General features: G+C 43.2%; 13 protein-coding genes. 8 read left to right on the forward strand and 5 right to left on the reverse strand.

Annotated features, from left to right (window positions below):
• Nucleotides 1-8: 8 nt before the first annotated feature.
• The 3 genes from ACYP5M_RS19355 (at nucleotide 9) to ACYP5M_RS19365 (ending at nucleotide 4032) form a co-directional block, all read left to right on the forward strand.
• Nucleotides 9-1127 (forward strand): DUF2515 family protein, encoded by a 1119-nt coding sequence (locus tag ACYP5M_RS19355; protein ID WP_459735405.1) that lies wholly within the window; start codon nucleotides 9-11, stop codon nucleotides 1125-1127.
• A 75-nt stretch (nucleotides 1128-1202) separates the two neighbouring features.
• The gene (locus ACYP5M_RS19360; protein WP_101224220.1) at nucleotides 1203-1556 is read left to right on the forward strand and encodes a hypothetical protein; all 354 of its coding nucleotides are present in this window, start codon (nucleotides 1203-1205) and stop codon (nucleotides 1554-1556) included.
• 361 nt (nucleotides 1557-1917) lie between these two features.
• A complete protein-coding gene (locus ACYP5M_RS19365; RefSeq protein ID WP_459735406.1) occupies nucleotides 1918-4032 on the forward strand; it encodes a peptidoglycan D,D-transpeptidase FtsI family protein in 2115 nt (704 codons plus the stop codon).
• Nucleotides 4033-4086: 54 nt separating this feature from the next.
• Here the strand turns inward: ACYP5M_RS19365 and ACYP5M_RS19370 are convergent, their stop codons facing one another.
• Nucleotides 4087-4554, reverse strand: a complete 468-nt coding sequence (locus tag ACYP5M_RS19370; RefSeq protein ID WP_101224222.1) for a CBS domain-containing protein — start codon at nucleotides 4552-4554, stop codon at nucleotides 4087-4089.
• A 67-nt stretch (nucleotides 4555-4621) separates the two neighbouring features.
• Nucleotides 4622-6112, reverse strand: a complete 1491-nt coding sequence (gene glpK, locus ACYP5M_RS19375; protein WP_459735407.1) for a glycerol kinase GlpK — start codon at nucleotides 6110-6112, stop codon at nucleotides 4622-4624.
• A gap of 190 nt (nucleotides 6113-6302) precedes the next feature.
• Between glpK and ACYP5M_RS19380 the strand changes: the two genes are divergently transcribed.
• Nucleotides 6303-7094: a TIGR00266 family protein gene (locus ACYP5M_RS19380; RefSeq protein ID WP_048687434.1), complete on the forward strand. Its 792-nt coding sequence runs from the start codon at nucleotides 6303-6305 to the stop codon at nucleotides 7092-7094.
• An 88-nt stretch (nucleotides 7095-7182) separates the two neighbouring features.
• A complete protein-coding gene (locus ACYP5M_RS19385) occupies nucleotides 7183-7389 on the forward strand; it encodes a hypothetical protein (protein ID WP_241663311.1) in 207 nt (68 codons plus the stop codon).
• Nucleotides 7390-7391: 2 nt separating this feature from the next.
• Here ACYP5M_RS19385 and ACYP5M_RS19390 read toward each other — a convergent pair whose 3' ends face one another.
• On the reverse strand, nucleotides 7392-8141 hold the full coding sequence (locus ACYP5M_RS19390; RefSeq protein ID WP_101224225.1) for an SDR family NAD(P)-dependent oxidoreductase: 750 nt from the start codon (nucleotides 8139-8141) through the stop codon (nucleotides 7392-7394).
• A 220-nt stretch (nucleotides 8142-8361) separates the two neighbouring features.
• Here ACYP5M_RS19390 and ACYP5M_RS19395 point away from each other — a divergent pair, with 220 nt between their 5' ends.
• The gene (locus ACYP5M_RS19395) at nucleotides 8362-8664 is read left to right on the forward strand and encodes a phasin family protein (RefSeq protein ID WP_230177310.1); all 303 of its coding nucleotides are present in this window, start codon (nucleotides 8362-8364) and stop codon (nucleotides 8662-8664) included.
• Nucleotides 8665-8678: 14 nt separating this feature from the next.
• Nucleotides 8679-10349 (forward strand): ABC1 kinase family protein, encoded by a 1671-nt coding sequence (locus tag ACYP5M_RS19400; protein WP_452444751.1) that lies wholly within the window; start codon nucleotides 8679-8681, stop codon nucleotides 10347-10349.
• A 266-nt stretch (nucleotides 10350-10615) separates the two neighbouring features.
• Here the strand turns inward: ACYP5M_RS19400 and ACYP5M_RS19405 are convergent, their stop codons facing one another.
• Nucleotides 10616-11551, reverse strand: coding sequence for a catalase family peroxidase (locus ACYP5M_RS19405; protein ID WP_434168799.1), 936 nt, complete (start codon nucleotides 11549-11551; stop codon nucleotides 10616-10618).
• A 223-nt stretch (nucleotides 11552-11774) separates the two neighbouring features.
• Nucleotides 11775-12197: an Lrp/AsnC family transcriptional regulator gene (locus tag ACYP5M_RS19410; RefSeq protein ID WP_101224441.1), complete on the reverse strand. Its 423-nt coding sequence runs from the start codon at nucleotides 12195-12197 to the stop codon at nucleotides 11775-11777.
• 118 nt (nucleotides 12198-12315) lie between these two features.
• Between ACYP5M_RS19410 and ACYP5M_RS19415 the strand changes: the two genes are divergently transcribed.
• Nucleotides 12316-12711: a carboxymuconolactone decarboxylase family protein gene (locus ACYP5M_RS19415; protein WP_076367377.1), complete on the forward strand. Its 396-nt coding sequence runs from the start codon at nucleotides 12316-12318 to the stop codon at nucleotides 12709-12711.
• The last annotated feature ends 65 nt before the right edge of the window (nucleotides 12712-12776 follow it).

Genomic DNA, 12776 nt, shown 5'->3' on the forward strand with positions numbered 1-12776 from the left:
GTGATTGTATGCTCTCCCAATATTTGCAAAAGCTGTTGGGTAAACACCCTGCCAAAACAAAACCCATCATCGATGATGAAAGATATGGCACGCTAAAATCCCTTTTACAAAAAGAGCTCTTTCAGCCTTTTGATGAGTCAAAAGCTTTTTTCCCTGAGGAAACCGCTCTTATAAAAAGCATTCGAACCGAGACTGCTGCCTTGAACCGGAACAATATCACAAGAACACAAGCATATCTTGCCTTTTACAATCGTAATCCAGAGGTCCATTGGGCCTTTTTAGCACATATGGTTTCGAGGAATGGAGGATACCATATGACTGACTTGAAAAGCTCAGCCATGACCCACCTCTTTGACCAATCGGAACGGCAGAAATTCTTCCTGTTCCTTGAGCGCGCCAATTCAGCCATATTTGATGATGCCTTCCCCCAGCTTCTTTTATATGAACATTCTAAACAAAAAGAACTTCCGCTAAGAAGGTATTTACCGGTATTCCGCATTTCAAGATTCATGGCCCCGATTTGGGAATCTTTCATTGAAGAGCCCCATTCACCCCTTTTGACAACGGCCCTTATCATTAATGAGCAAAGAATGCTTCAGGAAAGGATATTAAAACGCACCCGTCATGGTGAAATCCTCCGCAGGCTTGATTTTCAGCTGCAGGAATACTTAGGCTTCATGAAAGTGATCTTTCCTTATGCAAACAAGCAAAAAGGACTTCATTCCTTGACCGGCCTTACCGTTGAACGTTTTGCCGACCCGAAACAGCGTATTGAAACGGGGAAATCATTATATGAGCTTCTTTTTCAGCATCCGGTGGTTTTTCGCGGTGTTGGCCAATTTACTAAAGAGATTCCCCACACGGGTTCCAGAGAGGATTACTGGGCAAGCATATATACCTCTGATGCATCCACTTCAAAAGATGATAAAGTCTACAGCCCCACTCTTCATGATGCATGGGAAGATCAACTATTCTTTCCTCCCCATTCCTTTGATTGGTTCACGAATGTAAGCTTCATAGAAGATTTACAAAGCTTACCGATCATTAAAAAGTCGGACCTGACCAACGAGGTGCTCGAAAATGTCAAGCATCTCAAAACCCTTAACGGAATGAAAGCCATTTTCTAGCATCAAGCCTCTTACTTTGAATATCCCTTCCCCCATTTGGCAAGAATGGTTAGCAAAAAAGAATGGGTGAAGCAAATGAGAGGCATTGTACTATTGAATCCAAATTACAAAATCGGGGATTTACATACTGATGAAAGCTTTGCAATCCAAAAGATCGTGACGGACAAGTATATGGAAGAGAAGAATATTTCCCCGGTCATACTCAATCCGTATCAAATCCACCCTTATTACACAATCCCGCATGAGCTTTTATTCAATTTACAAAGTAAAAAAGCGGGTCAAATCGATTCCCTTGTGCTTCACTCCCTAGAAACGATCGAACGCTTCAACTATATTTACCCTGAAAAATGGCTTGAGCTATGCGGATATTTCAAAGAGGTTATCAGTGTCACGACTCAAACTCCCGTTAGGAAATATGAAGTAAATTAATGCTTATCATGGTACTTAAGTCATTGTGAATGGATTCTAAGGTTTAAAGACCTTTTTTTCATTCATTTACAAAATGTCCTTCCTAGCGCTTTTGCCACAAGAGCGACTCATATATGCATCTCTCCTCATGATTGTCGCTTTGCCGCTTCTCCCTCTCTTTATCTATTAAAACCCCATTGACATTTATATTTATATCAATTTTCCCAATTATAAGATTACTAGGGATTATATAACTCCATAACATTCTTTTGGAAATATAGATAAATTTACGGATAAAGCATAGAAAAATAAGTTAATTTTATATATCATTGGAGATAGGAATTTTCTTATTTTTTACTATTACTAGAAAGGAATGTTAATGATGGCCAAAGAAAAAAAGAAAAAAACCCCAATTCCTTTCCGACTGAACTTTATGTTCTTTTTAATATTCATTTTATTTTCAAGCTTAATAATCCGGCTTGGCATCGTCCAAATCGTGTATGGGGATGATTACCTCCGCGAAGTCGACCGAACGGAAAACGATGTGGCCAATACCCCGGTTCCCCGTGGTAAGATGTATGACCGCAACTTGAATCCGGTCGTTGATAATGAGCCACGTAATGCCATCACTTATACGAAATACCCGAATACAAAAACGGCAGATATGGTGAAGACGGCAGAGGTCCTTGCCACCTTGATAGAAAAAGATACCAAAAAGGTAACCCTGCCGGATAAAAAGGATTTTTGGATTTTAAAACATCCGAAAGAAGCCGAAGCCTTGATTACCAAGGCCGAGAGGAAGAAAGTAGTCGAAAAGAAACTGGAGCAAAAAAATTTATACAAACTTCAAATGGAACGGGTAACCGATGAGAATATCAAGGAATTCACCAAGGTTGAATTGGAAGTGATCGCCATCTTCCGGGAATTCAATAGCGGCTATGCCCTCGCACCGTCGATCGTGAAGAATAAAGATGTCACCACTAAGGAATTCGCCAGGGTCAGCGAACATTTGGATGAAATGCCAGGTGTGGATGTAACGACGGATTGGGAAAGGACCTATAAGTATGACGAGACCCTCCGCTCGGTTCTTGGCAAGGTCTCTTCTTCCGAAGAAGGCATTCCCAGTGAAAATATCGACTATTACCTGGCACGCGACTATACCAGGAATGACCGGGTCGGAAAAAGTTATATTGAAAAACAATATGAAGATGTCCTGCGCGGTCAAAAGACGCGGATTGAAAATGTGCTGAGCAAAGGGGAAGTCATCAAAACGAATACCCTCACTGAAGGGCAAAGCGGAAAAGACTTGGTCCTTACAATTGATATGGAGCTGCAGCAGCAGGTTGAAAAAATCATCGAGAGAGAATTGTCGAAATCGAAAGCTAAAGGAAATACCTACTTATTGGATCGTGCCTTCGTCGTTTTAATGGACCCGAATACAGGCGAGGTGCTTACAATGGCCGGCAGGCAATACGGCCGCAACAGTAAGACCGGAATGACCGAAATGAACGATTTCGCCCTTGGAAACATTACGACATCCTATACGATGGGGTCATCTGTTAAAGGAGCCACTGTCTACACGGGCTTTCAGACAGGAGCCATCGCACCAGGGTCAGCTTTTTTTGACAGAAAACTCCTTTTAGCAGGGGCCCCTGAGAAAGGATCTTATAGTGATTTGGGTTATGTAACCGATGTCTCCGCATTAAAGAAATCGTCGAATGTCTATATGTTCATGACGGCAATCAAAATTGCCGGCGGTCATTATATCCCTCACCGGCCGTTAGGAATCAACCGGGAAGCTTATTCAATCATGCGGAATCATTATGCCCAATTCGGATTGGGTGTCCGCACAGGCATCGACCTGCCAAATGAATCCGTAGGGTTTAAAGGAGTCGATATGTCAACAGACGGATTGCTGCTGGATTTATCGATTGGGCAGTATGATACATATACTCCTATGCAATTGGCACAGTATGTTTCGACGATTGCAAATGGCGGAAAAAGGCTTGAGCCCCATATGGTCAGGGAAATCAGGAATCCTTCCAATGAGCACCAAGAATTGGGCAGCGTTTTTAAAACAATGAGTCCTAAAGTATTAAACGATTTAGGCGGGAAAGACGTTTGGATGCAACGTGTCCAGGAAGGATTCAGACAGGTTGCCCAGGAACCAGGCGGGACGGCATATAAATATTTCGGCGGGAAGTCCTACCGTGCGGCAGCAAAAACGGGTACTGCCGAGGCCTTTTACGACGGACCGCGGAGAAATCAATATAGCGCGCCAGTCCCGACTATCAATTTGACGCTTGTAGGTTATGCACCTCACAATAATCCGGAAGTGGCATTTTCTGTCGTCGTGCCATGGGTGTATCAAGGCAAGCCCTCTGATGATATTAACAAACGGATCGGGCGGGACGTAATGGACGCCTACTTTAAATTGAAGGAAAAAAGAGCAAAAGGTGAATCTGATGCAGATAAAGCAGTAGAAAGCACTCAATGATGATTACAAAAAAAGGCCTGCTCGTAATCGAGCAGGCCTTTTTATGATGCCCGTTTATTCCAGCTTTTGAACGAATTCCTTATAAAGGGCCCTAAGTGCATCTCCCCTGCTGATGATGCCGACGACTTTATCATTTTTGTCCACGACGGGGATTTTCTTGAAATGATGCTTGGAAAGGACCTTTATCAATTCATCTAACGGATCTTCGGGAGATAGCTTTGTAATCCTTTTATTTTTAATGATTTGTGAGACTTTATCATTCATTTTGGATGTAACCTTTTCATCCAACTCTTCACCGGGAAGAACCGTAATATAGGTGAAATACCCCATGATGGCTTCCTCTGCGGGTGTCAAGTAACGGAGGATATCCCCGTCCGTCACCATTCCCAATAGCTTATCATGTTCATCCACAACGGGGACCCCGCCCACTTTATTTTCGATTAAGATCCGCAGAATTTCCTTTAATGTAAAATCAGGACGGGCTACGTAGACTTCCCTTATCATGAAATCCTTAACTAACATATTACCACCCCTTTTTTAAGTTTATACGTTCTGTATTCATCTCTCTCTATTAATACCCTTACTTACTCTATTTAAAAACCCTTGCCGCCTGAACTGCCTTTTTCCAGCCATCATATAAATCCTTCCGTTCCTGTTCTTCCATCTCGGGTTCGAATTTCTTATCGACTGCCCACAGCTTTGAAACCTCTTCCTGATCTTTCCAATATCCGACAGCAAGCCCAGCTAAATACGCTGCCCCTAAAGCTGTCGTTTCACTAATGACCGGTCTTTCGACTGGTACATTCAGGAGGCCGCTTTGAAATTCCATCAAGAAATTGTTTTTGACAACGCCGCCATCGACCCTCAATGCCTTTAGGTTAATCCCTGAATCGACTTCCATGGCCTTAAGTACATCTTTTGTCTGGTAGGCCAGCGCTTCCAATGTTGCCCGGACGAAATGCTCCTTCGATGTCCCCCTTGTCAGTCCGAATACAGCTCCCCTGACATCACTATCCCAATAAGGGGTACCTAATCCAACAAATGCGGGAACTACATAGACACCATCGGCTGAAGTGACCCGCAAAGCATACTTTTCACTGTCTTTCGGATCATGCAAGAGTTTCAGCCCATCCCTTAACCATTGTATGGCCGAACCTGCGACAAAAATACTGCCTTCCAAGGCATATTGGACTTTTCCATTCAGCCCCCATGCAATCGTGGTCAACAGGCCATGCTCTGATTTCACTGCCTTTTCTCCTGTATTCATCAGCATGAAGCATCCTGTGCCATACGTATTCTTAGCCATTCCTTTTTCAAAGCATTCTTGTCCGAACAAAGCGGCCTGTTGATCTCCCGCTGCCCCGGCAATCGGGATTTCGTGCCCAAAGAAATGGTGTGGCGCTGTTTTCCCGTATATCTCCGATGAAGAGCGAACATCCGGGAGCATCGATCGCGGCACTTGCAGGATTTCCAGCAGCTCTTCGTCCCACTTCAGGTCATGAATGTTATACATCAGCGTCCTTGAAGCATTCGAATAATCGGTTACATGTGCTTTACCACCCGAAAGTTTCCATATCAGCCACGTATCGATCGTACCAAACAATAAGTCTCCGTTTTCAGCCTTTTCCCGTGCCCCATCTACATGGTCGAGAATCCATTTCACCTTTGTACCGGAAAAATAAGCATCAATCAACAAACCGGTTTTTTGCAAAAATAAGTCTTCGAGACCTCCATCCTTCAATTGCGTGCAAATTTCGCTTGTCTGCCGGGATTGCCAGACGATGGCGTGATGGATCGGCTGACCTGTTTCCTTATCCCATACCACGGTCGTCTCCCGTTGATTCGTTATGCCAATTCCAGCGATCTGTTCAGGCTTTACATTCATTTCCGATAGACAGGAAGCGATTACCGCTAGGATGGAACCCCAAATTTCATTGGCGTTATGCTCCACCCATCCAGGATTCGGGAAATATTGGGTGAATTCCTTTTGGGCAATATGCAAAACCTCCCCGCTTTTATTAAATAAAATGGCCCGGGAACTTGTCGTTCCCTGGTCCAATGATAGTATGTAAGTCTCCATGGCTGTCTCCTCCTGCACTTAAGAAAAAGTTCATTCCCGCTTAAGTGTCATGCTGTTTTTCTTCCTACATTTTACTAGATATACCCGTGAAAACAAAAAATATATAAATTACGGCGAAAAATTGAAAAATATTGGCAGGTTAAGAGTTTATCTTTTACAATGAAAATAAGATTGATAGGAGGAATGGAAAATGAATAACCATGAAATAGATTTTAAATTATATGGAGATGACATGCAGTTTGTTGAAGTGGAATTGGATCCTCAGGAAACGGTGATTGCCGAAGCTGGAAGTTTGATGATGATGGAAGATCAAATCAAGATGGAAACCATCTTTGGCGATGGGTCATCGAATGGTGACAGCGGAATGATGGGTAAGCTATTCGGTGCCGGGAAACGGCTCCTTACTGGTGAGAGTCTTTTCATGACGGCTTTTACGAATGAAGGACGAGATAAAAAACATGTTTCATTCGCCTCGCCTTATCCAGGTAAAATCATTCCGATGGATTTAAGCGAGCTCGGCGGGAAAATCATTTGTCAAAAAGACGCATTCCTGGCGGCAGCGAAAGGCGTTTCAGTCGGAATTGAGTTTCAAAGAAAGATAGGGGCAGGCTTCTTTGGCGGTGAAGGCTTCATCATGCAAAAACTTGAAGGAGATGGAATGACCTTCGTTCATGCCGGCGGCACAATCCATAAAAAAGAATTGGCTGCAGGAGAGATCTTACGGGTCGATACAGGATGTTTAGTAGCGATGACTAGCGGGGTAGATTATAATATTGAAACTGTAAAAGGCGTGAAAACAGCTTTATTCGGTGGCGAAGGTTTATTCTTTGCAACATTAAAAGGACCAGGAACCGTCTGGGTGCAATCTTTGCCATTCAGCCGGCTTGCAAGCCGTGTATTTGCTGCAGCTCCGCAAAATGGAGGATCCTCCGAAGAAGGCAGCGTAGCTAGAGGCTTATTCAATTTATTCAACGATAAATAAGAATCGGACCAATGGCTGCCATCATGGCAGTCATTGATCTCTTTTGAAAAGGATGGGTAGCTACATGCAGCTTGTTAGGTGGTCCTACATGAGACGCTATAATATCAAGGCAATTTTTGATCAATTCCCGAATTCGCCTGTTATTTTCCGAAAAATAAGAGATTACTATTTTGTTTATACCATTCACTGGACAGCTGCCGATGGCCCTATCGGCATAAAGGAGCTTGAAGAAATGGAACAGCTGCTCAACCGTGAACTCGGGACTGAACTGCAATATCTTTATCGGAAAAAATGAGATTACTCCTCGTACATCATTTTTCTTGTCATGCCTCCATCGACGATAAGGTCCGCACCCGTAACGAAATCATTTTCCGATGCCGTCAAATAAAGACAGGCCCTTGCAATATCTTCAGGCTTGCCAACCCGATTGGAAAAATGCTGCTGGTGATCTTTATCCCTCAGCGATTCATAATCTCGCGTTTCAATCCATCCCGGAGAAATCGAATTGACCGTAATTTTCTCTTTGCCTAAAGAAGCGGCAAGTGCATGTGTCAGTGCTTTGATCCCTCCTTTTGTCGCTGCATAGGATTCCGAATCAGGTTCAGACATCACCGCTCTGGTTGATGCCAAATTGATGATTGCACCTCCCTTTTCATTTTTCCGCATCGATTCTGCAGCAGCCCGGGAACAAAGGAAAACACTGCGCAAATTCGTATTCATCATATCGTCCCATTCCTCAATCGTCAGGTCATAAAGCGATTTGAATAATGCCTTTCCTGCATTATTGATTAATATATCAATGGTCTTATATGTTTTTAGAGTTACATCCATCAAATGATGGATGTCAGCTTCCTTGCGTACATCCGTTTTGACGAACATGGCTTCATGACCGTTACTTTTGAGCTCTTCCACATACGAAAGACCTTCCCGCTCGTCCAAATCTGCGAGAACGACTGAAGCGCCGCTTTCTGCATATCCCTTTGCCACGCCTCTCCCTATCCCATTCGAAGCGCCAGTTACAATCACCGTTTTATTTTTGAAACCCATTATTCCATCCTCACTTTCACAGATTTGTCCCTATCATAATATCCAATTCGCTACACTTCAAACAATTTCCTATCATCAATAACCTGGAGGACCCTTATATTTTTCTAGCTGCCCTAAAGTGATGTATGATAGATAATAACAGCAAGAATGAACCAGATTGAACGGGATCCGCTATTATCTTTCTTACGGTGTAAAAAACTTATATTGGAGGAATGTAAAAATGGACTTATTAAAAAATGTGTTTTCTTTAGGATTAGGTGCTGCCGCTGCTACAAAAGAGCAAATTGAAAAAGCAGTGGACTCTCTTGTCAAAAAAGGCGATATCAGCAAAGAAGACTCCAAGGTCCTTTTGAAGCAATGGGTCGAAAAAGGGGAACAAGCCCAAAAGCAGCTGGATGATTCCATCAAGGCCAAAGTCAACCAAGCGCTCAATGGCCTAAACTTGGCAACTAAAGAAGAAGTTCAGGAATTGGAGCGCCGTATCGTAATTTTGGAGAAGCAGAACCAAAACTTACAATCGTGACAGGAGGTACTTGAATGTTTCGCAAGCGACTGAAACACGCACATCGTTACCAGGAAATCATTAATGCCTTCTTGAAAAATGGTTTCGGTTACTTCATCTATCGCCTGGGATTATCCGAGAGCAAAGCGGGATCGAAACTCCAACCCGATGAAAACCTGAACCTCCGCTCAATCGGAGAGCGGCTGCATAAGATATTACAAAGCTTGGGACCAACATTCATTAAACTTGGTCAGATTGCAAGCACTAGGCGTGATTTCGTTCCCGATGAGATCGTCCGCGAACTTGAAAAGCTACAGGACCAGGTGACCCCTTTTCCATTTGATAAGGTTCGCAAAATTGTCGAAGCCGAATTGGGTGATTCTTTGGAAAACATTTTTCTTGAATTTAATGAAACCCCTCTGGCAACCGCTTCAATTGGACAGGTCCATACGGCACGCCTTCCTTCACAGGAAGTCGTAGCAATCAAAGTGCAGCGGCCCGATATTCTGCCGACAGTGGAAACGGATTTGGAAATTCTCGATGATTTGGCAAGACTTATGGAAGCTCGCATATCTTGGGCAAGACGCTACCAAATCAGAAAAATGATTGATGAATTCGCTAAATCACTACGCGCAGAACTCGATTATAACTCCGAGGGTCGAAACGGGGAAAGAATTGCCAAGCAGTTCATCGATGATCAAGGGTTTAAGGTACCAAGGATCCATTGGGAGTTTTCCACAAAAAGGGTCCTGACGATGGATTTCATTCAAGGAATTAAGATCAACCATTATAAGCAGCTTGATGATGAAGGTTATGATCGCCGGCAAATCGCAGAAAGATTAGCGAACTCCATGCTTCAGCAAATATTGATTGATGGATTTTACCACGGCGACCCCCATCCGGGCAATATCATCATTTTGCCGGGAAATGTCGTCGCACTCATGGATTTCGGAATGGTGGGACGTCTGGAGGAAGAAACGAAGTATCAGTTCGCCTCGCTAGTCATAAACCTGAAACGCGGAAGCACCAATGGATTGATCAAGACGCTTTCAGATATGGGCCTCCTGACGGACGAAATCGATATGGCTCCATTAAGGGGGGATATTGATGAGCTGCGAAATAAATATTATGATATCCCATTGAGCCAAATCAGTTTAGGCGGAGCAGTCAATGACCTGTTCACTGTTGCCAATCGGCATCAAGTCCAAATCCCTCCCGAATTCACGATGCTCGGCAAGGCTCTGCTTACCATGGAGGCCATTGTCGAAGGGTTAGATCCGAATTTCAGCATCATGAAGGCAGCTGAACCTTTTGGGGAGAGGCTTTTTAAGGAACGCTACAATCCAAAAAACATTGCGAAAAACGCCTGGAATCAATTCATCGAGTCTGCTGAAGCCATTGCCGAACTGCCCAAGGATGTCAAGGAAGTGACAAGTATCATTAAAAAAGGGAAATTGCGGCTCGATATCAACATTCCCGAACTTCAAGTATTTTTACATAAGCTTGATCAAATCTCGAACCGGCTGTCGTTCAGTATTATCCTGCTTGCATTCAGCATAATTATGGTCGGTCTCATTATCGGCTCTGCAATAGGCGGGGAAACCTTAATCCTATGGAAAATACCGGTTATCGAGATTGGATTTGTCGTTGCAACCCTGATGTTCTTACTTATGCTCTACACCATATTCAGATCCGGAAAAATGTAACCTACTATAAAAGGGGTTCAGATTGGTTTCATCCCGAACCATGAATTTAAAACAAGTCCTTATCCTTTAAGTTTTTTACTGCAATTCTCACTGGATTGAAGAAATTTACGACACTCCTGCCGAATAACTGGGCTAGCCGAAACCCACAGACGCTTGCATTGATGAGGCTTGTCTACAGTTGGAAAGGGAGTGGATTTCCGAAAGCAGGTTTTCCAGCAGTCTGAAGGGAACCCCTTTAATGCAGGGTTCCCTTTTCGTGATTTCATTCATTGGTTATTTATCCGTCGTTCATATGAAACGGCATACGCACTATGGCGAAAATTCAAGATCCGGTCTTCCGAGCACTCGATTCCTTCAGAAATATTGGTTGGATCAAACAATAAAGAATCTTTACACACTTCCGATTTTTTGGAGATCATTAAATGCCCAATCGTGATTACCTGTTTATCTTCCGGCCAAGCTGTGGTTGGATCGTCAGTCGGGTCATTTTCCCCTCCTATTTGTATGTTCAATTTAAAGCCCACCGGACCTTCTTTCAGCCTCTCTTCCATTTCTTCATTCAGATACTCTGGCGAATGCTTGGCCAAATCCTTTCTTTCTAGCATACTAAGGCCGGCATCAGGTACCCACTCGTACTTGATGGCCTGCCTCCTTCCTTCCGCGTTAATGAAATAGAATGCATGAATGGAATAATATTGACACGTTGAGAAACTGGCTGGAGAACGCATTTCTTTAAGCATTTGCAGGCTTGCCTTGCTTTCTGGATACTTCCACAGGATTTTTGCAAGCTCTTTCAGATTTGGGAAACCTTCTTTGGCAGATTTGAAAAAGCCAGCTATATCAACAAACGCTTCCGGTGTTTTCGCAAAGAATAACGGAATGGTCACAGTAATAAGATCTGACACCTCTCCATTCGGCAATTGAAACTTGACTGCCATGCCCTTTACAGGGGAAATGGCATCAGGATGGCTTGGAATCGGCGAGCTATTTGAAAACCGAATGATCGCCGGCACGGCTTCATCCTGAAGATGCGAAGCCACCGTTAATGGGGACGCTTTTCCGTTTGGGGTAAAAACCCCCTCATAAACATATCCCCTTGCATGTGCACGCCGATAACCAGGATATTTTCCAGCTACATCTTCAATCACATTAACTGCTTCCCTGGCTAATTCAGGTTTCAAGTCGTCAGTTTCCTCCAACATACCTCACCCCACCTTTTCAGATTATAATCCACTATTACATGTACCCTTTATTCCATTAGCTTATTCTTTCTTGAATCACCGAAAGCATTGATTGCAAAAAAACACCTGGAAATATCCAGGCGCTGCAAACTTATGTATACCTTTATGGACACGTGATTTTATCCATTAATTCAAATGATCGGCCTACAGATCTCTTTTTCTTCCATTAGAAAAATACTCATTCCTATTCCCGCTCCACCTGTGAAAGGATCACATGGGTAACGGTTGCCGCAAAAGGAATGGTCCGATTGATGAATTCCTCCACTTCTTCAAGACTCTGAGTGTGGATTTTCAGCATAAAGCAAGCCTGCCCGGCAATTCGATAACAAAAGTCAACATTCGGCACCTCGGAGATATACTTTTTGAATTTCTCATATTCCCCATTTTTTACCGTTGCTTCCACGATACACTCAATTGGAAAACCGATCTTTTTATGATCAATCTCGGCAACATACCCTTTAATGATCCCGAACGATTCCATTTGCCGTACCCGTTCGGCAACGGTGGGAGCGGAGAGGTTTACTTTCTTTGCCAATTCCCTCATGGAAATTCGGCTATTCAACGTTAATTCAGCAAGGATGCTCTGGTCTTTTTCATCAATTTTCATTCTACAAATATTCCCCTTCTTTTCTTTACACTTATTCACTATTAAACCGCAATGCTTTACAAACGGAATTAAAATTCCTGAATTTTTATATTAGGATTATCTCAAAGGAGAGATGTTCATGACAAGAATAAAAAAATCATCGCAGGGATCCAGTCCATTTCAAAGATTATTTCATTCTGAAGAGATTTCGCATAAATGGTCGGACCTATCAGATTGCATATCTGCAGATGGGAAACTTTCAAAGAAGTTAAAGGAAAACGTCAGAAGGGTCCTGGCATACGGTAATGGCTGCTCATATTGTCAGGCAAAAGGGATTCCACTTAAGCCCGAAGATATGAAAGAAAGCTATGCAATCGCCTTTGCGGAAGTATTCCTCTTACAACGTGAAAAAACGGAGGAAAAGTTTTTCCAAGTATTGAAGGAGGCATTCAGTGATGAAGAGATTTCTGAACTATTGGCATTCATTTGTTTTACAACGGCCCAGCAATATTTCGGGGCTTTGATGGATTTATAATAACACCAAAAAAGGAACAGGCACCGTGCCTCGTTCCTTTCTGTAAACCTTCATTAGTATCCGTG

It is taken from the genome of Peribacillus sp. N1, from assembly GCF_054600815.1.